Source organism: Steroidobacteraceae bacterium, assembly GCA_041395505.1.
GTDB lineage: Bacteria > Pseudomonadota > Gammaproteobacteria > Steroidobacterales > Steroidobacteraceae > JAWLAG01.
Map to the genome: position 1 here is coordinate 1,776,029 of JAWLAG010000001.1, position 22,549 is coordinate 1,798,577.

At 62.3% G+C, this 22,549-nt stretch carries 18 protein-coding genes; 9 read left to right on the top strand and 9 right to left on the bottom strand.

What is annotated here, in order from left to right; all coding sequences use genetic code 11:
* Positions 1–32 precede the first annotated feature (32 nt).
* Complete coding sequence (locus R3E77_08155) at positions 33–1,112, top strand: hypothetical protein (GenBank protein ID MEZ5499386.1); 1,080 nt, start codon at positions 33–35, stop codon at positions 1,110–1,112.
* A gap of 32 nt (positions 1,113–1,144) precedes the next feature.
* On the opposite strand, the gene R3E77_08160 is transcribed toward R3E77_08155, so the two are convergent.
* The 4 genes from R3E77_08160 to R3E77_08175 all read right to left on the bottom strand — a co-directional run bounded on the left by R3E77_08160 (position 1,145) and on the right by R3E77_08175 (position 10,874).
* Positions 1,145–4,231 (bottom strand): efflux RND transporter permease subunit, encoded by a 3,087-nt coding sequence (locus R3E77_08160; GenBank protein ID MEZ5499387.1) that lies wholly within the window; start codon positions 4,229–4,231, stop codon positions 1,145–1,147.
* Positions 4,228–7,551 carry an efflux RND transporter permease subunit gene (locus tag R3E77_08165; GenBank protein ID MEZ5499388.1) on the bottom strand — a complete coding sequence of 1,108 codons (3,324 nt, stop codon included), beginning with the start codon at positions 7,549–7,551 and terminating at the stop codon, positions 4,228–4,230. Before R3E77_08165 ends, R3E77_08160 begins: the two co-directional genes overlap by 4 nt.
* 12 nt (positions 7,552–7,563) lie before the next feature.
* On the bottom strand, positions 7,564–8,649 hold the full coding sequence (locus R3E77_08170; GenBank protein ID MEZ5499389.1) for an efflux RND transporter periplasmic adaptor subunit: 1,086 nt from the start codon (positions 8,647–8,649) through the stop codon (positions 7,564–7,566).
* Between the two features lie 110 nt (positions 8,650–8,759).
* Positions 8,760–10,874 (bottom strand): carboxy terminal-processing peptidase, encoded by a 2,115-nt coding sequence (locus tag R3E77_08175; GenBank protein MEZ5499390.1) that lies wholly within the window; start codon positions 10,872–10,874, stop codon positions 8,760–8,762.
* 114 nt (positions 10,875–10,988) lie between these two features.
* Between R3E77_08175 and R3E77_08180 the strand changes: the two genes are divergently transcribed.
* The gene (locus tag R3E77_08180) at positions 10,989–11,279 is read left to right on the top strand and encodes a hypothetical protein (GenBank protein ID MEZ5499391.1); all 291 of its coding nucleotides are present in this window, start codon (positions 10,989–10,991) and stop codon (positions 11,277–11,279) included.
* Positions 11,280–11,351: 72 nt separating this feature from the next.
* Positions 11,352–12,974, top strand: a complete 1,623-nt coding sequence (locus tag R3E77_08185; protein ID MEZ5499392.1) for a M28 family metallopeptidase — start codon at positions 11,352–11,354, stop codon at positions 12,972–12,974.
* Here the strand turns inward: R3E77_08185 and R3E77_08190 are convergent.
* Positions 12,971–13,177 (bottom strand): hypothetical protein, encoded by a 207-nt coding sequence (locus R3E77_08190; protein MEZ5499393.1) that lies wholly within the window; start codon positions 13,175–13,177, stop codon positions 12,971–12,973. The genes R3E77_08185 and R3E77_08190 overlap by 4 nt on opposite strands.
* Before the next feature lie 153 nt (positions 13,178–13,330).
* Positions 13,331–13,639 (bottom strand): hypothetical protein, encoded by a 309-nt coding sequence (locus R3E77_08195; GenBank protein MEZ5499394.1) that lies wholly within the window; start codon positions 13,637–13,639, stop codon positions 13,331–13,333.
* A gap of 47 nt (positions 13,640–13,686) precedes the next feature.
* On the opposite strand from R3E77_08195, the gene R3E77_08200 reads away from it, so the two are divergent.
* The 6 genes from R3E77_08200 to R3E77_08225 all read left to right on the top strand — a co-directional run bounded on the left by R3E77_08200 (position 13,687) and on the right by R3E77_08225 (position 19,122).
* Positions 13,687–14,649 carry a Gfo/Idh/MocA family oxidoreductase gene (locus R3E77_08200; GenBank protein MEZ5499395.1) on the top strand — a complete coding sequence of 321 codons (963 nt, stop codon included), beginning with the start codon at positions 13,687–13,689 and terminating at the stop codon, positions 14,647–14,649.
* A gap of 62 nt (positions 14,650–14,711) precedes the next feature.
* On the top strand, positions 14,712–15,416 hold the full coding sequence (locus R3E77_08205) for a DsbA family oxidoreductase (GenBank protein ID MEZ5499396.1): 705 nt from the start codon (positions 14,712–14,714) through the stop codon (positions 15,414–15,416).
* Between the two features lie 56 nt (positions 15,417–15,472).
* Positions 15,473–16,372 carry an N-carbamoylputrescine amidase gene (gene aguB / locus R3E77_08210; protein MEZ5499397.1) on the top strand — a complete coding sequence of 300 codons (900 nt, stop codon included), beginning with the start codon at positions 15,473–15,475 and terminating at the stop codon, positions 16,370–16,372.
* 25 nt (positions 16,373–16,397) lie between these two features.
* Positions 16,398–17,822 carry an FAD-linked oxidase C-terminal domain-containing protein gene (locus R3E77_08215; protein ID MEZ5499398.1) on the top strand — a complete coding sequence of 475 codons (1,425 nt, stop codon included), beginning with the start codon at positions 16,398–16,400 and terminating at the stop codon, positions 17,820–17,822.
* A 73-nt stretch (positions 17,823–17,895) separates the two neighbouring features.
* Positions 17,896–18,552, top strand: coding sequence for a hypothetical protein (locus R3E77_08220; GenBank protein ID MEZ5499399.1), 657 nt, complete (start codon positions 17,896–17,898; stop codon positions 18,550–18,552).
* A gap of 12 nt (positions 18,553–18,564) precedes the next feature.
* On the top strand, positions 18,565–19,122 hold the full coding sequence (locus tag R3E77_08225) for an ester cyclase (protein ID MEZ5499400.1): 558 nt from the start codon (positions 18,565–18,567) through the stop codon (positions 19,120–19,122).
* A 66-nt stretch (positions 19,123–19,188) separates the two neighbouring features.
* Here the strand turns inward: R3E77_08225 and R3E77_08230 are convergent, their stop codons facing one another.
* Genes R3E77_08230 through R3E77_08240 form a run of 3 tightly spaced genes read right to left on the bottom strand, consistent with a single transcriptional unit; the run spans position 19,189 to position 22,506 of the window.
* Positions 19,189–20,289: a sugar kinase gene (locus R3E77_08230; GenBank protein ID MEZ5499401.1), complete on the bottom strand. Its 1,101-nt coding sequence runs from the start codon at positions 20,287–20,289 to the stop codon at positions 19,189–19,191.
* 25 nt (positions 20,290–20,314) lie between these two features.
* Positions 20,315–20,998, bottom strand: a complete 684-nt coding sequence (locus R3E77_08235) for a bifunctional 4-hydroxy-2-oxoglutarate aldolase/2-dehydro-3-deoxy-phosphogluconate aldolase (protein ID MEZ5499402.1) — start codon at positions 20,996–20,998, stop codon at positions 20,315–20,317.
* Positions 20,995–22,506: a trehalose-6-phosphate synthase gene (locus R3E77_08240; GenBank protein MEZ5499403.1), complete on the bottom strand. Its 1,512-nt coding sequence runs from the start codon at positions 22,504–22,506 to the stop codon at positions 20,995–20,997. Before R3E77_08240 ends, R3E77_08235 begins: the two co-directional genes overlap by 4 nt.
* Positions 22,507–22,549: the final 43 nt, after the last annotated feature.

A 22,549-nucleotide genomic window follows, 5' to 3' on the forward strand; every position in this document is an offset into this window, starting at 1 on the left:
TCGTCGGGGCCTGCCCCGAGAGGCCACCTGCAATGAGGTCGCTGAAACCTCTCGCATTCGTCAAGATTTCAAAGGCCGCGCCACCGCCACCCGAGGCGGACAATGAGCGCGTAGTCGAGCTTTTCAATGACCGCGCGGCATTGAAGAAAAACTATGCCGCGCTCCAGCAGGAGTGCAATGAACTGCGCGACCGCGTCAAGCAGCAGGAAGGAGCGACGCGCCGTTTTCAGGAGTATCTGGAGACCCTGGAAGGTCGTTTGACGCGCGCTGAAACTGCGTACCCGGCGCTCGCATTCCATCATCTGCGCGACTTGTGGCGGTTCGGCGGTGAACAACTGCAACAGTTCTCGGCAGAATTGCAGCAACAGCAACGCAACCGCAAAACGAAGCCGGGCGTATCGTTGCCGGCGAACTCCGATCTGAAAGCGCGGCAGAGGGCTGAAGCCGCGCTGCGTGCCGCGGAGGCGGTCTGCGCCGATGCACTGCTGGGTCTCGCAGAAGCGGAGCGGGCCCTGGCCGAACTCGACAAACCCTGGCACGCGTTGAAGCGCAAGGAGGCCCAGGCGCGGGTCGGCGGACGGCGCGACGCGCTTCGAAAGGCGGAGCAGGCGTTGGAAGCCGCGCGTAGTGACTGCGAGGTTTCGCAGGCTACACCGCGATCTGCTGCTGACTTGCCCGACCCGGGTGGCGAGTTGTCGGTTGCGGCAAAGCGAGCTGTCAATCTGGCGGTGATCGCCTATGCAGAGGTGCTATGCCTGAAACTGTCCAAATCCGACCTGCTTTCGCAGGCGCGGCGCGCGATATCACGCCGTGAGGTCGTCGATGACTACGGCGATGTCGCGAGCTGCGAGCGCCTGATGCAAATGGTCGATCGGGCACGCGATGCCCTCGGGAATCGCAACGCGATGTCGGTGCAGGTCAAGTCGCGAACCGACCGGCTGCGCAAACTGGCACGCTACGCATCGCAATCTGACTGTATCCCGCTGCAGGACTCCATCGCGGTCACGGCGGGTGATGCGCTCGGTGACGACGCCCTGGGGGCGAGTGCGAGCCGCTTGCCCAATGTCCTTGCCGAAGACACCTGGGGAATATTCGGCGCGTTGCTTCGCTAGGGCAGAGCTTGCCTGGATGCACTCTGCAGGGCTCAGGTGGCCTCGGTTACCGTACCGGTTGTGTAGGCCTTGCGCGCGAAATTGGCGCTGCCGGCGACAAGATTATCGATCCAAATGTAGAACATGGGCACGAGCAGCAGGGACGTCAGTGCGCCGAACGCGAGTCCACCCATGATCGAGATGGCCATCGGCGCATACGATGGCCCAGCGATGCCGACGGCCAATTGCGAATCGCCGAGCGCGAGTGGCGCGAGGCCAAACAAGGTTGTCAATGTCGTCATGAGGATGGGTCGAAAGCGATCAGCGCCCGCCTGCACGATTGCCTCCAGCCGTTGCATGCCGAGCGCGCGCAATTCATTGATGCGCGCAACCAGCACGATGCCGATGTTTACCACCACGCCCATCAGTACCTGGATGCCGATGAGGGCCATGAAGGTCATGGTCGTGCGCGTCAGGAACAGCGTCCAGATTACGCCGACGATCCCCAGCAGCAGTGAGGTCACGATAGCGAGTGGGTGCACGGAGGACTCGAAAACCGCCGCCATTACCAGGTAAATCATCACGATGGCGAGCAGGAGATTGATCCCCATCATCGCCATGGTGTCGTCCTCCTGGTCGATGCCGCGACCGAATTTCCAGCTGTAGCCGGGCGGCAGCTGGTAGTTCTTCATGATTGCCTCGACCGCATCGCGCACCACGGGAAGGGTCGCGTCGCTTTGCAACGTGCCGGATACGACCGCGGTCGTAAGCCGGTTGATACGCTGGATGGCGCGTGCCGCGTGCCCCAGCTCGAAATCGGCGACTGCCGCAAGCGTGATGCGTTCTCCGCCCGGCAGGTAGATTGGCAGTTCGGCGAGGTCCGCGATGTCCTGGCGGTCGTTGGCGCGGAATGCGAGTCGCATGGTCAATTCGCCATCGGCGCCCCGCAGTTCGCGTAGCCGATCGCCGCGCATCGCGACGGCAACGGTCTGGGCAACCTGCTGTGCCGTGACATTGAGTGCCGCAGCCCTGTCGCGGCGAACGCGAACCATCACGACCTGGTCGCCATCGAGTGCCTCGGAGCGAACGGTCGCAAGGCCCTTGACGCTGCGCAATACGCGAGCCACATCGTCGGCGAGCGGCGCCAGTTCGTCGGTTGAGTCGCCGGACAACTGCAGCGAGAATCCGGTTCCGCCGCCATTTTGGTCGAACTTGAAGCTCGGACGCCCAATGACGACCTCCGGAAGCTTGGCGAGTATGCGATCCATGGCGACGGTTGCAGTAAGTCGTGCGACATCCTTATCGTTCAGGATGATGACCGAGTGTGCCTGATCGTCCTGGTAAAGCGTGTAGACGCTCTTGATGTCGAAATCCTGGCGGTTTTTCCTTAGATAATCTTCGACCGTCAGTACCGCGCCACGTACCCGTTCTATTGGATAGGTGCCGTCGATATGGTATTCGAGCACGAGCTGGCGGCCGGCATCTTGCGGGAACATGTCGATCTTGAGCAGTTTCTCCGGCCACTGTTGCGAGGCAACGAGGAGTGCGGCCGTTGCCACTATCATCGCAATGACGGCGGCGGCGGTGCGTCTTGGGTGCGTCAATACCGTGCGAAGCAGGGTTGCATAGCGATCGCGCAGGCGATCGATGCTGGCACTGCGCGAGCGCACCGGGCTGCCACCAAAACGCAGCGTCAGCATCGGAATAAGGGTCTGTGCGATGACCAGCGAGGCGATCATGGCGACCACGATCGGAATGGCCACGTGGGTGAGGAATATCGTGATCTGGTTGCGATCGCCGAATACGATGGGCAGAAAGACGACGATGGAAGTCGCCGTACCGGCGAGCGTCGGTATGCCTACCTGGCGCACACCCCGCATGGTCGCGGCAAATGGATCGTCGGGTTGATTCTGCCTCTCCCGGAAGACACTTTCCGTGACGACCACTGCGTTGTCTACCAGCATTCCGATCGCGAGCATCATGCCCATCATCGACATGACATTGAGCGTCAAGCCAAAGAAGTACATGGTTGCGAGGGTGATCAGCAGTGATAGCGGCACGGCGAGACTCACGTAGGCGGTGGTCGTCCAGTGGCGCAGAAAAAGGTAGAGCACCAGGATTGCGAACAGGCCGCCGATCAGGCCGGCATTGCGAACATCGGCGAGAGAACTGCGGATGGACTGCGCCTGATTGTCGATTACGAATATGTTGATGCCCTGCATCTGCGGCAGTTGGCGCGCGGACTCGACGACGGCGAGCGCCTTGTCCACGACATCGACGATGTTGGCGTCGGTCGATTTGAAGACATCGAGGCCAACAGCTGGCCGGCCATCGAGATTTCGGCGCGTCTGCAGCTCCGGAGAGATGAGTTCGATTTTCGCGATCTGCTCGAGGCGCAGGTTGTCGCGTACCAGCAGCTGGCGAACATCGTTGATGGAGTGGAACTCCCCAAGCGGCCTGACCGCGAGTTGCGCGCTGCCGTTGGATATGCGGCCGGCACTGACCGAGAAATTGCTCTGCTGCAGAAGGCGGGTCAATTGGCGAAGGTCAACGCCATAGGCGGCGACACTGCCGGCATCGAGCAGGATGCGCAGCTCCCGCGGCTCGACACCCGCAAGTTCGACCCGGGCAACGCCATCGAGCCGCTCGATCGGTTTCTTGAGGTAGCGATCGAGTAGCTCGTATTGCGTTGACAGGTCCTGGGCAGCGGACAGACGCACCGTCAGGATCGACTGATCGGACGATGAGGCGGTGAACATCTGCATGCGGTTCGCTGTATCGGGCAACAAGTGGCGGATCGAATCGAGTTTGTTGCGTACTTCGTATCCCGCGGCCTTTGCATTGACGCCCCAGTCGAACTGAATCTCGAACTGGGCGCGATCGGCGTTTGATGTCGAGCGGATTTCCTGTATGCCGGGCAGGGTGGCAAGGGCCTCCTCGACCGGCCGGGTGATTTGCTCCTCGACCTCGCTCGGGGTCGATCCATCGTAGGGAATCACGACCCCCATGAAGGGAAAGGTCACGTCCGGAAACTGCTCGAGCGGCAGCAGACGGCCTGCCACCGCGCCGAAGGTCGCGAGTGCCGCGAACAGCATCAACACGGTGATCGGACGGCGCAGGGCAAACTCCGTATGTCTCATGATTCTGTCACCGCTTCGCCCGCCGGCTCACGGCTTTTCTCTCGTGCGCCCAGGAGTGAGTAGAGCACAGGAATCACGATGAGCGTCATCGCCGTCGCTATCAGCATGCCGCCAATCACGGTAATGGCCATGGGTCTGCGCACTTCGGCGCCTTCACCCAGGCCGATGGCCATGGGGACGAGCCCGAGTATCGTGCTGATGCTGGTAATGACAATGGGCCGCAGGCGCTGCCGGGCCGCAAAGAGGATTGCGTCATGCAACTGTTGTCCCGCGCGCCTCGCCTGGTTGATCGCATCGACCAGTACGATCGCGTTGTTCACCACGATGCCGGCAAGCAGGATGAGTCCAATGAGCGCCACGGCGTTGATGGTCGTCGCCGTGATTGCCAGCGCCCAGAACGCGCCGATCAAGCCCATCGGCACGGTCAATAACACCACCAATGGATGTGTCAAGGACTCGAATTGCGAGGCCATCACGAGATAGACGAGGAATACTGCCAGTCCGAAGGCAAGTGCGAGGGAGGCGAAACTGTCACGCATCTCTTCGCTCTGCCCGCGTACCGAGACGCTGACGCCAGGCGCGAGTGGCGCGGCCGAGAGAATTTGCCGTGCCACGTTGACGGCGTGACCGAGATCGCCGTCGCTTGCGGTGGCGGAGACGATCGCGACGCGCTCCTGTTCGGCGCGCCGGATTTCGGCGGGGCCGAGCGCCAGGCGCACGTCGGCCACCGCATCGAGTGTCACGGGTCGTTCGGCGCCCGGATTGACGACGATTGCACGGATATCGTCTATGGATGAATCGCGTGTGTCGAGCGCTTTGACGAGGACGTCGATCTGCTTGTCCCGCAGGCGGTAACGGGTCGCGAGCGTCCCGCGAACGCTGTTGACCGTACTGTCAGCGAGGCTGCGAACCGGAAGTGACAGATGTGCGGCGCGCTCCTGATCGAAGCTGATCTGGATTTCGGGATGTCCTTGCTCGACGGTGCTGCGAACCTCCGCGAATTCACTCCGCGAGCGCAGTTGTTCTTCGACGCGCTGAGCCGCGGCGTCGAGCTGAGGCAGGTCGTAGCCCGAGAATATGACTTCAAGTGGTGTCGCCAATGACAGCAGCGCAGGCCTCGCAAATTCGTAACTCACGCCCGGCACGGCATCGAGTTCGCGGCCGACGGCCGCCTGTACCTGCATTTCGGCATCTTCCTTGGCGGGCGAGAGGAGTTTGATGTTGAGCTCCGCCGTATTTTCGCCCGAGTCCACCGGGGTCGCGTCGAGCCGGTTGCCGGAGCCCGCGACGGCGTAGGTGCGCTCGACGCCGGGCAATGCCGTTGTTGCCTGTTGCAAGGCACGTGCGACCCGATCGGTGCGCTCGAGCGGTGTGCCTGCGCCCAAGCGCAACTTCGCCGTGAATTCGCCCTGCTGCAGCTGGGGGATCAATTCCGTTCCCAGCTGGGTCGCAATGGCAAACGTCGCGAGCAATGCAACGGAGGAGAGCGCGATCACGGCCGCGCGATGCTGCATGGCTTTTCGGAGCACCGATGGATAGACAGTTTGCAGACGCCCGAACGACCTTGCGGTAAGCAGAAGGGCGGGAGAGAGCAGTAATCCAAGCACGGCCCCCAGCAGTTGCGCCGTTGCTGCGCCGAGTCGCAACAGCAGCAGCGCAAGCGCCCGCAGGGGCAGTGACAGGGTGTAACGGATGCGGGCTGCGAGCCCGCTCGGCCATTGACCGAGCAGTGCCGAGAGCCGGAACGCGTGTATCACCGAGACGGAGGCAATCGCGACCTGCTTCGCGCTCTCGCGCAGGCCCGATGCATAGTCGCGCGGTAATTCCGATGCCGCGAGAGGCGACGCGCGCAAGCTGGCGAGCATCGGCACCACGGTGAGGCTGATGATAAGCGACAGCACTTGCGCAAAGACGATCGTCAATGCCTGGTCACGAAAGAGCTGACCGGCGATCCCAGTGACGAAGACCAGCGGCAGAAAAACCGCGATGGTCGTCAGGGTCGAGGCCGTGACGGCCATGGCCACTTCGCGGGTTCCTTCCAGCGCCGCGGTATGCGCGGGCTTACCGGCTTCGCGATATCGGGTAATGGCCTCGAGAATCACCACGGAATTGTCGATCAACATGCCTACCGACAATGCGATACCGCCGAGCGACATGACGTTTAGGCTGATGTTGAAACCGTACATCAGCACGAAGATTCCAACGACGGTCACGGGGATGACCACGGCGGCGACGAATGTTGCCTGGGCCTGGCGCAGGAAAAGAAACAGCACCAGTACCGCAAGTACGCCGCCTATGAGAGCCGCATCGCCAACTTCGCTTACAGCGCTGCGAATGAAGGTCGACTGGTCATTGACAACGCGGATGCTGCTGTCGCGTGGCAGACCCGCCGACAGGCTCTCCAGGCGCTCGCGCACGTCGCGGGCCAGCGCGACCGTATTGGCATCGCCTTCCTTGTAGAGCGCAAGTTCTATGCACTCGCGTCCGTCGAACCGGGTGATGGCTGTGCGGTCGCGATACGCCCGGGTCACGGCGGCGATGTCCTTGAGATAGACCGGGCGATCCTCGACCGTGGCGATGACCGCATTCGCCATCGCTTCGACAGATTCGAATTCGTTGACAGTACGGACGAGGAAGCGCTCGCTGCCTTGCTCGAGACGGCCGCCGGAGAGATTGACGTTCTCTGCGCCGAGTCGGGCGGCGATTGTGCCGATATCCAGGTTGAGCTGAGCCAGGCGCTGCTGGTCCACCCGCACCTGTATCTCGTCCTCATAGCCGCCGCTCACCTTGACGGCCGCAGCGCCGATGATCGATTCGAATGCCGGCTTCAGGCGGTCGTCGGCGAAACGGCGCAATGACTTCAGGCGTTCGACCGACGTGTCCGGCGAGGCATCGATCAATGCCATGCGCATGATCGGTTCCGATGCCGGGTCGAAGCGCAGCAGAACCGGGCGAGTGGCGTCCTGCGGTAGCTGCAGCAGGTCGATGCGTTCACGGACTTCGATGCCCGTGAAATCCATGTCGGTGCCCCAGGCAAACTGCAATATCACGTCGGACTGCCCGGCCCGCGATACCGAGCGAATGCTGCGCAGGTTGCGCACTACGCCCGTCGCTTCCTCGATGGGTCGCGTCAGGAGATTTTCGATTTCGACTGGCGCTGCGCCGGCGAGCTCCGTGCGCACCGTCACCGTGGGGTAACTGAGATCGGGCAGCAGGTTCACCGGCAGGCGCGCGAGCGATACCAGGCCAAACAGCAGCAGCGCCGCTGTGAACATGATGACCGTGACGCGGCGCCGGACCGCGATTTCAATCAGGCTCATGAGGTGGGATCCTCAGCCCTTGGCCGGATCGTCAAGGCTGACGACACGTATAGCGCTGCCATCCTTGAGCGCCGTCTGGCCAACCACAACGACCTTGCTGTCGCGATCCAGACCGTCGAGAACTTCGACGAAACGCGAATCGTTCATGCCGGTCTTGATCGTGCGCAGCCTGGCATGACCATCGTCGACCACGAACACCTGCGGCGTGTCGGTGTTTTCGAGCAGCGCATTGCGCGGAATCTGCAGTGACCCCGCGCGGCGCGCCAGCTCGATCGCAACGCGGGCGAACATGCCGGGCTTCAAGGCGCCGTCGTGGCTGTCGACCTCGATGGTGACCTTGAACGTCGCTGTTTTCGGATCCACCGTGGGCGCGACCAGCGTGACGGCGCCCGCGAACTGTTGACTCGCGAGTGCATCGACTTCGATCAACGCACGCTGTCCGACCGCAAGGCGCGCTAACTCGCGTTCTGGAATGTACACCTCGGTGCGCAGTGGATTTGGATTCGTGATGCGAAAAGCAGGAGCCCCCGCAGCGAGATTCTCACCGACCCGCACATGACGTTCTGCGACGATGCCGTCAAAAGGCGCGCGTATGTTGGTGAAGGACAGATTGAGGGTCGCGAGGTCGTGTCGGGCCTTGAGATCGGACAGGTCGAAGCGTTGATTCTCGAAGGCGCCCGCGGCGATCAGTCCCTTGTCGTGCAGCTCGAGTTGCCGCCGGTAGTCAGCGCGCGCCTTCGCGAGCTGGGCGTCGATCTGCTGCAATTCGAGCGTGAGTTGGCGCTCATCGATGGTCGCCAGCAACTGGCCCTTGCGCACCTTGTCACCTTCCTCGACAAGCAGGCGCCGCACCTCGCCACCGACCCGGGCCGGCACGATAGCGTCGGCTTCCGCGATCAGTGTGCCGGTGCCGGCGTGGTGGGCGATGAAGTCGCCGACAAAAGGCTGCGAAACCTCGACGGGGATGGCATCGGCGGCCTCGGCCGATTTATCAGCCGCGGAGGTTGCTGCGGGAACGGCGCTGCTGTCCGAGCAGCCTGCCGCGATGAGCGACCCAAGGACGATAATTGCCAGTGCCGCTGCGGTATTCGAGCCCATTTGCGCCTCTCCCAGAGCATTTCGGGCCGTCTCCGCCGTCACGCCGGGACGGGGGGATCAGCCGATGGGGGCGAGTGTAAAGGGCTCTAGTGTTTTAGTCAACTAAAACACTAGTTCTGCTCAGATTGCGCGGTGCGGGTCGTTCCGGGCCGGGTCGGGTTGTCGCGAACCATGTCGGCCATGACCTGGGCTGCCTGGTCGAGCACAGCGTCAGGGAGCTTGTCGAATTCGATATCGCTGACTGCCTTGAGCGCTGGCTCGCCCTTGCTCTCGCGACGCGCATTTTCGCGTGACAGGCGCGCAGCGTCTTCGGCGTCGCGTTCGTTGCGACGCTGGGCCAGGTTCAAGGAAACACGCTGTTGTTTGCGAAGCTCGCGGTTCGCCGCAATGTCTTCCTGCAACCAGCGGTAGTCGGGGTCGTTGGCCGCCCGTTTGTCTTCCATATGGGCAAGCTCCGGCAGCTCCCGGTTGACGCCGGTCGCGCGCTGGTAGGAAACCGGCGAAATGCGGTCCCAGGGCAGGGCGGCGTCCAGGGCGCTCTCTCCGAAGTCCTGCATGTCGATGGGTGAACTGAGGGCAATGTCCGGTTCGACGCCTCGATGCTGGGTGCTCTCTCCCGATACGCGGTAGAACTTGCCCACCGTAACGGTCAACTGGCCGCTGGCCGCGGATTGTCCGCCGCGGCCCAGCGTGACGAGATTCTGGACAGTGCCTTTGCCAAAGGTCGTCTGGCCCATTACGACGCCGCGCCGATAGTCCTGGATTGCGCCGGCGAAGATTTCCGACGCGGAGGCGCTGAAGCGATCGACCAGAACGGCGAGCGGGCCTGAATAGGCGACGCCGGATTCCGGGTCATCGAGGACCTCACGCTCACCATTGGAAAATTGCACCTGCACCACGGGGCCGCGGTCTATGAACAATCCCGTCAGCGATTGGGCCTCCGGCAACAAGCCGCCGCCGTTCCCGCGCAAATCCAGAATAAGGCCATCCATCTTCTCCTTACGCAACTCGCGAAGAAGGCGTCTGACGTCGCGCGTGGTGCTGCGGTAATCGGGATCGCCCGCCTGCATGGCTGCGACGTCCTGGTAGAACGCAGGCACGGTGATGACGCCGATGCGGTAGTCCGTGCCATCGCGATGCAGGGTCTCGACGCGCTTCTGCGCAGCCTGCGCCTCGAGCGTAATCTTGTTGCGCGTGAGACTGATGACCTTCTCGTTGCTGCCGGGCGCTGCTCCGGCTGGCAACAGCTGTAGTCTGACGATGGTGTCGCGTTTGCCGCGGATCAGTTGCACGACGTCGTCGAGCCGCCAGCCAATGACATCCTGGATGGGGCCGTCGGCTCCCTGCGCGACCCCTGTGATGCGATCGTTGACTCCGAGCGTACCCGCCGTTGCCGCAGGCCCGCCTTCGATGATGTTGATGACCGTTACATAGTCGTCGGTCAACTGCAATGATGCGCCGATGCCGTCGTAATTGAGCGCCATAGCGATCCGATACTCCTCGCTCTGCCGCGGCGAGAAATAGCTCGAGTGCGGATCGTAGGTGCGGGCATACGCGTTCATGAAATTCTCGAACACATCGTCCGCCGAAATCTGGTCCACGCGCTTCAATGTGCGCGAATACCGATCAGTCAAGGTCTTGCTTGCTTCAGCCCAGGTCTTGCCGGCCAGAAGCAGTGACAGGCCGTCGCTCTTGACACGCTTGCGCCACAGTTCGTCGAGCTCGGCACCGCTCTGTGCCCACGGCACGTCTTTGCGGTCGAATTCGTAGTATTCGTCCACCTGCCAATCGGGCTCCTGCGCAAGGAGCTTGATGGCCTTCGCCAGGCGTTCCCGGTTGCGCTGCTGGAAGCGATTGAACATGAGGAACGCAGGTTCGATCTGGCCCGTGCGTATCATGTCGTCGAATTGCGTCTGGTAGCGCGAGAACTCGGCGATGTCGTCGGCCAGCAGATAGGCGTGCTGGCTATCGAGCGATTCCAGGTAGCGTTTGAAAATCTGCACCGACATGCTGTCGTCGATGCGCGCCTGCCGATAATGCTGCCGCTCGAGTATGGCGCCAATCTGACGTGCGACGGCTTTTTGCTCGACCGTGGGCGCGATGGCGTCGGCAGGTAGCAGCCCGGTTCCCGCGGGAACGGCGCTCGAGCGCGCGAGCGCGAGCAGGCTCAGGACGAGTAGAAGGGCGAAGAGGGTGGCCGCGGTGCGGCGAGACAGTGCGTGCATTGCGCCTACAATAGTGGTCCGGTTTTCAGTTAGACTGCAAGAGTCCAAGGCTAGTTCTCCAGGGGCCTGCGGGCAAGCGGTTCGCGATCAGAGGCGGTTGGCAAATTGCGTCCATTGGCAGTATTGCTCGGAATCGTGATGGGCTCGACAGTTTCCATCGCCAGCGCGCTCCTGCTGACCTGGATCGTGTTCCTGCTGCTGCCCGAGTACAAGGCCCGCCTTGCGGCCGAATCGGTGACATTACTGCGCTCGTTTGCAGTGGTCGCGACGCTTGCGATCTTTGCCATTGTGAGCTTCCGAGTTGAACTCAGGCTGAACCCGCGCCGTTGGCTCGCGCATCTGGCTCTGGTGGCGATGATCCTGGTCGCGGTATGGTTCTTCTGGCCGCAACGGTACGGCGGCTGACCGACCGCTCGGCTCGATTCTGCAAGACTGACGAGGTTCAAAATGCGCATCTGTTTCGCACCAATTCTTGCAATGACTCTGTTGGCCGCAGGCTGCGGCACGGTCGCGCAACAGCCCGCGGCGGCCCCTGTGGTCACCGAGGACAGCTTCAGAGCGCATCTCGCGCAACTCGCCAGCGATGAATTCGAAGGCCGCAAACCGACGACTCGCGGCGAGGAGCGGACCATTGCCTACCTCAGCGAGAATTTCGAGCACCTGGGTCTGAAGCCGGCCAATGGTACGAGCTATCTTCAGGATGTGCCGCTCGTCGAGTTGACCGCCGCCTCGGACGCGAGCCTCGAGTTCGATGGCGGCAAGTCGGGCAGGAAGGCGCTGCGCTACGGCGATGACATGGTGATCTGGACCAAGCGTGTCGTCCAGCAAAGCGGCATTGCGGACAGCCCGCTGGTGTTCGTCGGTTACGGCATCGTCGCACCAGAGTATGGCTGGAACGACTACCAGGGCATCGACATGCGCGGCAAGACAGCCGTCATATTGATCAATGATCCCGGTTTTGCGACCTCGGATCCGAAGTTGTTCAACGGCCGAGCCATGACCTACTACGGCCGCTGGGTCTACAAGTACGAGGAAGCGGCACGCCAGGGCGCTGCTGCGGCCATCATCATCCACGATACCGAGCCAGCGGCGTATCCATGGCAGACGGTCGTGACAAGTTGGACCGGACCGCAGCTCGATATGCAATCAGCCGACGGTAATGCCGGGCGGGTAGCGGTGGAAGGTTGGATCCAGAAGCCAATCGCGTCGGCCCTGTTCGCCGAGGCTGGTCTCGATCTCGATCAGGCGATGCTTGCGGCCCGGACGAAGGGTTTCCGGCCGACGCCGTTGGCGGGCCTCACCGCGAGCGCGCAGTTGCGTAATGCGATCCGTCGTGCAAATTCACACAATGTTGCAGCCATCCTGCCCGGGCGCTCACGTCCGAACGAGTACATCATGTACATGGCGCACTGGGACCACCTTGGCCGCATGCTCGGTGGGCAGCCTGACACGATATTCAACGGCGCAATCGACAATGCAACGGGGACTGCCGGATTGCTCGCAATAGCAGAGGCTCTGGCTGCCGCCGGAGCGCAGGAACGTTCAATAATGTTTGTTTCCGTCACGGCCGAAGAGTCGGGACTGCTCGGCTCGGCCTACTACGCAGCCAACCCGCTCGTGCCTTTGCGCGACACCGTGGCGGTATTCAATATGGATGCGATGCACTTCGGCGGTCGCACGCGCGATGTCACCGTTGTCGGGTATGGCGCTTCGGAGCTCGACGATTACCTCAAGCGCGCCGCCGTCCGCCAGGATCGAATTGTCGAGCCTGAACCGACGCCGGAAAAGGGTTTTTACTATCGGTCCGATCACTTCAACATGGCGAAGAAAGGCGTGCCGGCCTTGTACATCAAGCTGGGAATCGATGACCGCGAGCACGGCAGGGACTGGGGCCGCGAGCAATTGGAGAAATTCACTGCAACCTGCTATCACCAGACCTGCGACAACTACAGCCCTGACGTGCGGCTCGATGGTTCAACCGAGGATCTGAACCTGTTGCTGTCCATTGGTCGAGAGATCGCCAACGACGGCCAATATCCCAACTGGCGCGCCGGCAACGAATTTCGTGCGATTCGCGACCGCAGCCGGGCTGAAGACTAGCGCCGATACTGATGCGACGCCCAGCCCTTGAGGCGGCTGCGTGATGTCTCGGTGTCGTAGGGATCGAAGCCGCGTCCAGCCTCGTTCTCGCTGAGCTTGTCCATCAGAAGCGCGCTGACCCGCGATCGCGTCTCACGTACGCGCTGCTCGGCATTCTCTGGCTGTGTTGGCCGGTTCCGCTCCGGCCGCAATTCGTTTTTCATCCTCGGCTTCCCCTGCCGCCGCCGGATTCTTGTAGTCTGGCGTGACGGCAGGGCAATTATTGCCCACTGTCCCCAATCGCCGACAGCGACGCCGGCGTTATGCGATGCAGGTCGCACTTCAACGGCAGTTTGCGCGACATAATCCGACTTGCGCTACTCGTTGAGGCTCGCCTGTCGCGGCAGGCGCCTGAATGCCACGACCAGGCCGCGCGCGATGAGCAGCATGACCCAAGGTCCGAGCACCGCGAGCCAGTTTGCTTCCTGCAATCGGAACAGGCCGGCGAAGTAGTCGCCCGCGAACGACCAGACGCCGCCGTGTGCGTAGCGCCCAAGTGCTGCGTTTCCGACTGCGTATACAGCCGCTGGCACCAGCGTGACTCCCACGAGCAGCGCGCCGGCCAGCAGCAGACCTTCGCGCCGCAACAGGCTGCCGGTCCTGTAGTATTCGATCAGCTTTCTCAACGGCGATCCCCGGTCCGAACTCACCAAGCGACATCTTAGCGTTACCCATGAAGAAAATCCGCGCTGCCGTCATTGGTGCAGGCTATCTGGGCAGATTCCATGCCCAGAAATATGCGGCGCATGGCGATGTGGAACTGGTCGCGGTCGTCGATCCCTCCGCGGAGCGTCGACAGGCAGTCGCTCGCGAATTGGGCTGCGAGGCGTTGGCCGACATCGGCAGTCTGCTCGGCAGGGTCGAGGCCGTGAGCGTGGCGACGCCGACACCTGCCCACTTCAACATTGCGCGCGAGTTCCTGCTCGCTGGCACGCACGTGCTTGTCGAGAAGCCCATTACCGTGAGCGCAGCCGATGCGCGCGAGCTGATCGGGCTGGCGGAGCAACAGCGCGTGGTGCTTCAAGTCGGGCATCTGGAGCGCTTCAATCCGGCAATACTTGCCGTAGATCCCCATGTGAGCCAACCGCGTTTCATCGAAAGTCAGCGGCTCGCGCCGTTTCGCGAGCGCGGCACCGATGTCAATGTCGTTCTCGACCTGATGATCCATGATCTTGATATCGTGCTGTCGCTGGTGCGTAGCGATATCGTTGCCCTCGAGGCGATCGGCACCGCAGTTTTCTCGCCGCAGATCGATATCGCCAATGCACGCCTGCGATTCGCCAACGGTTGTGTTGCCAACATCACGGCGAGTCGAGTAAGCCTGAAGACCGAGCGTAAGCTGCGTATGTTCGAGGACGCAGCCTATCTGTCGCTGGATCTGCAGCAGCGGATCCTGACGCTCATCCGCCGCCGCGATGGGGCGCCCACCGCAGACGAGTTGCCGGTCGCCATCGAAGAGCAGAGCTTTCCGGCCGGTGACGCCTTGGCTGCGGAAATCGACTCGTTTCTGCGCTGCATCGCGACCGGTACGGCGCCCTTGGTTGGCGGCGCCGATGGCTTGCGCGCGCTTGAGGCGGCGCTGCGCATCACCGAGCTCGTGCAAAGCGGAGTTTCCGACCGCGGGCCGGCACGTTAGCTGCGCCCGTGGCTCTCTGGGCCGCTCTTGAAACACCGCTGCATCGCCCCGATAAAGGCGTCATGGCGAACACAAATCAACTGATCCAGCCCGCGGGGCCAAACCTGGTCATCGACCTGGTTGCCGATTTCATTTGTCCATGGTCGTTCATCGGCGTGCGCCGACTCGGCGTTGCGCTGCGCAACTTCTCCAGTCAGACACCGCCGGTGTTCAGGTGGCATGGATTGCGGATGCATGCGGGTGATGCCGCGCCGCCGCAGGACTGGGCGAGCCATCTTGCGACCAGGCTGCCGCCTGGCGTCAGTGCCGGCATGGCGGAGCAGGGGCTGCGGGAGGCCGGAAGGGAATTCGGCATTGGATTTCGCTTCGATTCCATACGCAATGTGGCCGATACCGGTGAAGCGCACCGGCTGGTGCACCTCGCGGCCGCCGAGGGCCTGCAGGGCGCGCTCGCCGACAGGCTTTTCCGCGGCTATTTCGAACTCGGCGAGGATCTGACCGAGGCCGGGAGCCTTGTGCAAATCGGGCGGGACGCGGGTCTCGGCGAAGAGTCGTTGCGGCGCTTCACCGACAGCGAAGAAGGACTCGATTCAGTGCGTGCCGACGAAGCGAGGTTGCGATCGTTGGGTGTCACCGCGACGCCCAACCTGTTGCTGAACCACCACGTCCTGGTGCCCGGTTCAGCTGATGTCCCGACCTACGTCGCAGCGCTCGACAGGGCACTGTTTCCGCAACTGACAGACCAGTCGCAGCAACGGTTGCACTGAGCTCGGCGCCGCTCCTGCTGAGGTGCTGGCCCCGGATTGGGGTATTCTTGCACTTCATGGAACCGGCTCATTTCGCCAACAAGTCGCGCTCGCTCAAGGTGGCGGCAACACAATTTGCCTGCAGCTGGGATGCGGCTGCGAATCTCGACAAAGCCGAGACGCTCGTGCGTCGTGCCGCGGGGCAGGGTGCGCGGCTGGTGCTGCTTCAGGAACTCTTTGAGGCGCCGTATTTCTGCATTGAGCAGGACGTGCGCCACTTCCGCCTGGCCACTGCCGTAGAGGACAATCCGGCCGTGAAGCGCTTCGCATCGGTGGCCCGGGAGTTGGGCGTGGTGCTGCCAATCAGTTTCTTCGAGCGAGCGGGGCAGGCCTGTTTCAACTCGGTCGCGATACTCGATGCCGATGGTCGCAACCTCGGCGTCTACCGCAAGGCACATATTCCGAACGGCCCCGGCTACCAGGAGAAACATTATTTCTGTCCGGGCGATACCGGATTCCGGGTATGGGACACGGCAGTGGGCCGAATCGGCGTGGGCATCTGCTGGGACCAGTGGTTCCCCGAATGTGCTCGTGCAATGGCGCTGATGGGGGCGGAGCTCCTTTGCTATCCGACCGCGATAGGCTCGGAGCCGCCGCCGGCCGCGCCGATCGACTCGCGGGACCATTGGCAACGTACACAACAAGGGCACGCAGCGGCGAATCTCATGCCCATGGTGGTCTCGAACCGAGTCGGCACCGAGCGCTCGCTCCAGGATCCGGAAAACCTGTTTATCCGCTTCTACGGTTCGTCATTCATTGCCGACCCAACCGGTGCCAAGGTGGCCGAGGCGGACGATGCGCACGAGGCCGTGATAACGGCAAGTTTTGACCTCGACGCCGTAACAGAATTGCGGCGCGGCTGGTTCGTGTTTCGCGATCGGCGGCCCGACCTCTACCAGGCGCTGACGCGTTATTGAGCGCCGGCACGGCTGTGCAGACTGCATGTCGTTGAGCCTGGCGGAAAGATTCCTCTCCACGAACGGACGGGCGCGTGCAGGCTCGGTCGTCGCCGAGCTGCGTTCGCGCTATGGCGAGCGGCTCAGTACGGTGCAGAGCGTTCGCGAGCAGCACGGCAAGGGCGAGGCGTTCGACGCAGGTTCGCCGCCCGATGCCGTTGTCTGGCCCGAGTCGACCGATGAGGTCAGCGCGATCGTCACGCTCTGTGCCGGCCATGACGTGCCGTTGATCCCCTTTGGTGCGGGCACGTCGCTGGAAGGTCATGTCAGCGCCCCCTATGGCGGCATTTGCTTGGACCTGTCACGAATGAATCAGGTTCTGGCAGTGCATGACATGGACGCTGATTGTGTCGTGCAACCGGGCATCACCCGCAAGCAGCTGAATGCCTATCTGCGCGACACTGGTCTGCATTTCCCTGTCGATCCCGGTGCAGACGCAAGCGTTGGCGGCATGCTCTCGACGCGAGCATCGGGGACGACCACGGTGCGCTACGGCGCGATGAGCCAGCAGGTTCTTGCGCTGCAGGCGGTACTTGCCGACGGCCGGGTCGTGCGATGCGGTACGCGTGCCCGAAAATCTGCCGCGGGTTACGACCTCGTGCGCCTGTTCGTTGGCGCCGAGGGAACGCTCGGCGTGGTTACCGAAATCACGCTGCGGCTGCATCCGCGGCCTGATGCGGCAGGTACCCTGCGTTGTTCGTTCGCGAGCATGCGCGATGCCGTGGACACCGTGGTGGCGCTCAGCCAGTCCGGAACCAGCATCACGCGAATCGAATTCCTGGACGAAGTGCAGGTACGCGCCTGCAATGCCTACGCCAGTGAGCGGCTGCCCGAACAACCGCTGCTGCTGATCGAGTTCCAGGGTCAGGCAACAGCGGTGGCCGAGCAGCTGCAGCTGGCACGCGCGCTGGTTGGACAATTTGACGGACAGGTGGTTGGTGAGGCAGAGAACGACGCCGAACGCGACCGGCTGTGGAAAGTGCGTCACAACGCTTATTTCGCAGCCCTCGCGCTGCGACCAGGCTGCCGTGCCGTGGTTGCGGATGTTTGCGTGCCTCTCAGTGAGCTGACCGAGAGCGTGATCGCCGCGCGCTCGGCGATCGACTCGGCACGGCTGCTCGCGCCCATGGTGGGACACGTTGGCGATGGCAACTTTCATGTCGTTTTCCTGGTCGACCCGTCATCGCCCCAGGAGTTCGAGCGCGCTTCGGCAGTCTATGATGCACTGATCGACCGCGCGCTGTCGGTAGGCGGCACCTGCACGGGTGAGCATGGAATCGGGTTCGGCAAACGAGAAAAGCTGGTGAAGGAGGCAGGGCCTGAGGTCGTGGGTCTGATGCAAGCCGTCAAGCGGGCCTGGGATCCGAACGGGATTCTCAATCCCGGCAAGATCTTTCTCGACGAACCCTGACGACGGGCGACCGACCCGTCTGGATACCTGGCCAATGTCGGCACAGCGCACTTACCGCGGCAAGATCCTTTTCATGACAAACGGCATTGGCGAGATGGGCCGCGAGTATTTTTCGCTCACGGTGCATGCCGACCGTTCCCGGACGCTTCGCGTACAGTGCGAGATGGATAACGACAGGCTGTCGCGCGACGTGACCTTGTCCATTGATCGCGAATGGCGGCCGCAGGACGCATTCGTGCGACTCTTTATCGCCGACCGGTTCGTCGGCTCGAGCTGGTTTTGGTTTTCCGCCGGCCACGCCGTTTGCGAGGGATATACCAGTCGCGAAGGGCGGTTTTCACAAATTTTCGATCTCGCCGCGCCGGTTGATTGCTTCGGTACCCACGCCTTGCACGGTGACTCATGGACCGTCGGCCGGTTGCGCCGTCACGCAGGCGGCCCGAACAGCTTTCAGTTCGTGAATTTCGCGAGTTCATTGTTGGCCAATGGTGGGTCAGGTCCATTGCTCGTGCCGGTCGCACCTGGTTCCGCGCGGGTCCATGACCTGGGCGATGAGGAGATTTCCGTCCCGGCGGGCGAGTTCACGGCGCGACATGTCCGCGTAGAAGTGCCGGGCGTCGATGATTTTGACATCTGGGCGGCGGGGGACGACTGTGTACCGGTGCGATTGACTTCTGATGGATTGAACCAGACTTATGAACTGGTCGAGCTTGCCGGAGAATGGCAATGAAGGAGATTTGAATTGAAACGCGCACTGGCATTGGGCCTCATGGTTTTCCTGTTCGGCGCGCATGTGGCGTCATCGGAAGAGATGACCAATCATGCAAAGATTGTCTGCGATGGGCAGGAGGGCAATCGTGACCAGTACCTGCGCATGTGGCAGGTGCTGTTCATGGAGCGCGATGCGTCGCGAGTCGCGGAATTCTATGCAAGTCAAGTGGTTTCACATAACAGCGATGCTGGTGGCGCGGGTTCAGTCGTAACGAGTGAGCAACTCGCCCAGTTCTGGTCACTGTCGAAAAAAGTCAATCCCGAGCGAGTGCTCGATGATGAGTTGATAATCTGCTCAGGCGATTACGTAGTTGTCCGGACCCTGGTCAGATCCACGGACAAGATGGGCATGTTCGGGCAGCCGCCGACTGGCAAATCCTATTCGACGACCGCGATCGATATTTATCGCTTTGTCGATGGCAAGGTCGTCGAGAGGTGGGGGAATTCCGACCTGGTCAGCATCGCGCAGCAGCTGGGCTATGAAGTCGCGCCGCGAGCCGAGACGAAGGCCGCGCCCGAGAAAAAATAGACTGAAGGTGTCCGTGCCATTGGCATGACGGGCACCAAGGCGCGACCATCGGCGCGGGCAAGTCGGTCAACGAATCACCCGAGCACCTTTGCCAGCCATCACTGCTTCGACCTCCGCAGCACGCACCATCGAGGTATCGCCCGGCGTGGTCATGGCCAGTGCACCGTGCGCGGCGCCGTATTCGACCGCCGCCTGCGGACCCTTGTTTTCGAGGAACGCAAAGGCGAGTCCGGAGGCAAAGCCATCACCGCCACCGACACGATCAAAGATCTCGAGGTTCTCCCGTTTGATCGATTCGTAGATCTTGCCGTCGTGCCAGAGTATGGCTGACCAGTCATTGAATGTCGCCGTACGCGCGTTACGTAGCGTGGTCGCGGCGACCTTGAAATTGGGGTAGGCCTTGACGGCTGCCTCGATCATGCGCTTGAAACCGGCAGTCTCGATGTTCGTCAGGTGTTCATCCGCGCCCGGTACAGCGAATCCGAGGCAGGCGGTAAAGTCTTCCTCGTTGCCGATCATGACATCCACATGGCGGGCGATGGCGCGATTGACTCGCTGCGCGCCGTCCATGCCGCCCTGGCTCTTCCAGAGCGATGCCCGGTAATTGAGGTCGTAGGACACGACAGTGCCATGACGCTTTGCAGCTTCGACCGCTTCGATGACTGCTTCCGCCGTGTTGCTCGCGAGCGCCGCGAAAATTCCACCGGTGTGAAACCAGCGTACGCCTTCGTCGCCAAAAAGCCGCTGCCAGTTGATCTCGCCCGGCCGGATCTGCGATGCAGCCGAGTGACCGCGATCGGAGCAACCGAGCGCAGGGCGTATCCCGAAGCCTTTTTCGGTGAAATTCAGTCCGACCCGGGTGTTGCGGCCAATGCCGTCGAAGTCTCGCCACAGCATGTGGCTCATGTCGACGCCGCCTTGCATGATGAGGTCTTCGACCAGCCAGCCGAGGTCGTTGGCCGGCAGTGCGGTAACGACGGTGGCACGTTGACCCCAGCATTTTCGCATGGCACGCGCGACGTTGTATTCGCCGCCGCCCTCCCAGACCATGAAATTGCGTGCATTGCGGACACGCCCGTATCCGGGGTCGAAGCGCAGCATGACTTCCCCGAGCGCGGCGCAGTCCCAGCGGGTCTGTGCGGCGGGCCTGATCTGCAGCCCCGTCACGACTCGGTCACGCTCTCACCTGGTGTCATCGCGCGATTTCCTTCTTGATTTTCGCAGCAAGGGTCACGGTCTCGCGCACGCGGCGCTCGATACCCGGGTAGTCCCGCGACCGCAGCAGGTCTTTGGTAATCAAATTGCTGCCGATACCGCAGGCAACGACGCCAGCGCCGAACCAATCGCGCAGCGATTTCTCCGTCGCATCGACGCCGCCGGTTGGCATGATGCGGGACCAGGGCATCGGCGCCATGATAGACCGCACGAAATCCGGGCCTCCGACCGATGATCCGGGGAAGAGCTTGACGATTTCGCAGCCCAGCTCCTGCGCATCGCCGATTTCGGTCGCTGAACCGCAGCCCGGACTGTAGGGAATGCCACGACGATTACACAGCCGCGCGACGTCCCTATTGAGTAGCGGCCCGACCACGAAGCGGGCACCGTTCGCGATGTAGATCGCTGCCGTCGGCGCGTCGACCACGGAGCCCACACCCATGATGACCGATGGGTCGGTGGTGGCGAAGTGTCGCGCTACCTCGAGAAAAGTGTGCGCAGCGAATTCACCGCGGTTCGTGAATTCGACGCATTTGGCGCCGCCATTTGCGCATGCCTGGATGACATTGCGGCAGACTTCGGGGTCCGGATCGTAGAACACCGGAATGACGGATTGGGCCATCATCGCGGTAAGCACGGATATTCGGTCTTTCGCGGTCAAGTCAACTCCCCACCAGCGCGTTGTCTCTTGCGAACGCGAGATGCCATAGGCTGCCGCAAAATTCGGTGGCCGTCACCTGGAACATGTGCTGCCGGCTGATTCCGGAGCAGTGCGAGAAAATCGCGTCGCCAGCGGTGCGCATCCTGCCCTCGAATGCGACGGCATAGTGCCGCGTGCCGACGCTGACGTTCCGCAAGCGGCATCAGCAGCGCCTGTTGAATGGCGTTCGCCGTGACCTCAACATCGAGCGGATTGACGATGATGGCCTCCCGAAGCGTCTCGGCGGCCCCAGCGAACTCGGACAGAATCAGCACGCCAGGATCGTCCGGATCCTGGGCGGCAATGTATTCCTTGGCGACCAGGTTCATGCCGTCGCGCATCGGAGTTACAAATCCCACCCGCGCCACTCGGTAAAGCGCCGCCAGCGTGCCGCGGGACAAAACCCCTTTGATGCAATGCAATGGCACCCAGTCGGCTTCCGCAAAGCGTCGTGTTATGGCCTCCTCGGCGTGCTCAAGGCCGAGTCGCAAATTTGCATAGTGCGCCTGCGGTTCGCGCGATGGTGCAGCGACCTGCACATAAACGGCCCGGTGTTCTCGCGCTTGCCGATTGGCAAGGAAATGCTCAAAAGCGCGAAATCGCTCCAACAGCCCTTTCGAATAGTCGAGTCGATCGATGCCAGCGATCAGCGGGTCGCGGCCAAAGAATTCTCGCAAGCCTGCGGTGTCGCCATTTGTGTCCGCGGCGCGGGCGAGTCGGGCGAGGTCATCGACATCGATGCCGGCTGGCAGCGTGCGACAGCGAACCAGCCGTTGCGCGCACTGCAGATCGCAGCCGTCAACCAGTTGTGCCCCGAGCACTGCCTGGGCGTAGTGGCGGAAATTGTCGGTGTCACTGCTGGTTTGAAACGCTACCGCGTCGTACTCGAGCAATGCGCTGAACAACTGTCGGTGCCAGGGTAACCTTGCAATGACTTCCGATGGCGGAAACGGCACGTGGAGGAAAAAGCCGAGCCGTTGGCAGGCACCGGCAGCCCGCAAGGCCCTCGCCAGCGGCATCAGGTGATAGTCATGCACCCAAAGTAGATCGTCCGGGTGCAGACGCGCCATGAGCGTGCTCGCATATCGCTGATTGACTCTGACGTAGGTCGCGAAGGCTTCATTGTCGCACTGCATCAGGTCGGGGCGATGATGAAGCAGCGGCCACAGGCACTGGTTGGAGAAGCCGGCATAGAACCCTGCGTGCTCGTGGGCCGTGAGGTCTGTGGTCAGTATTTGCAACTGATCGCAAACTTCGCATTCGGGTTCACGTTCAGCCGCAGACCTCGAGATTCGGCCGCTCCAGCCAAACCAGGTGGTGGGTTCTGCCGTTAGCGAGTCGCCGATCGCCACGGTCAGGCCGCCGGCGTGTGCCGTGCATCCCGGCCGGGTGACGCGGTTGGAGACGATTACGACACGACGGGCTCGTTGCGGCGACGTAATGAGCGTCGGGCTCGTAGGTAGTCGCATCACCCGGTGCCGCCCGGGCTAGAATTATTGCTTCCGCTGGCCA

Bases quoted from the DNA above. Each gene is read 5' to 3' on its own strand.
- R3E77_08155 (MEZ5499386.1), top strand. From the start codon at position 33: ATGAGGTCGCTGAAACCTCTCGCATTCGTCAAGATTTCAAAGGCCGCG.
- R3E77_08215 (MEZ5499398.1), top strand. From the start codon at position 16,398: ATGTCGTTGAGCCTGGCGGAAAGATTCCTCTCCACGAACGGACGGGCG.
- R3E77_08185 (MEZ5499392.1), top strand. From the start codon at position 11,352: ATGACTCTGTTGGCCGCAGGCTGCGGCACGGTCGCGCAACAGCCCGCG.
- R3E77_08170 (MEZ5499389.1), bottom strand. From the start codon at position 8,649: ATGGGCTCGAATACCGCAGCGGCACTGGCAATTATCGTCCTTGGGTCG.
- R3E77_08205 (MEZ5499396.1), top strand. From the start codon at position 14,712: ATGGCGAACACAAATCAACTGATCCAGCCCGCGGGGCCAAACCTGGTC.
- R3E77_08165 (MEZ5499388.1), bottom strand. From the start codon at position 7,551: ATGAGCCTGATTGAAATCGCGGTCCGGCGCCGCGTCACGGTCATCATG.
- R3E77_08190 (MEZ5499393.1), bottom strand. From the start codon at position 13,177: ATGAAAAACGAATTGCGGCCGGAGCGGAACCGGCCAACACAGCCAGAG.
- R3E77_08175 (MEZ5499390.1), bottom strand. From the start codon at position 10,874: ATGCACGCACTGTCTCGCCGCACCGCGGCCACCCTCTTCGCCCTTCTA.
- R3E77_08200 (MEZ5499395.1), top strand. From the start codon at position 13,687: ATGAAGAAAATCCGCGCTGCCGTCATTGGTGCAGGCTATCTGGGCAGA.
- R3E77_08160 (MEZ5499387.1), bottom strand. From the start codon at position 4,231: ATGAGACATACGGAGTTTGCCCTGCGCCGTCCGATCACCGTGTTGATG.
- R3E77_08240 (MEZ5499403.1), bottom strand. From the start codon at position 22,506: ATGCGACTACCTACGAGCCCGACGCTCATTACGTCGCCGCAACGAGCC.
- R3E77_08220 (MEZ5499399.1), top strand. From the start codon at position 17,896: ATGACAAACGGCATTGGCGAGATGGGCCGCGAGTATTTTTCGCTCACG.
- aguB (MEZ5499397.1), top strand. From the start codon at position 15,473: ATGGAACCGGCTCATTTCGCCAACAAGTCGCGCTCGCTCAAGGTGGCG.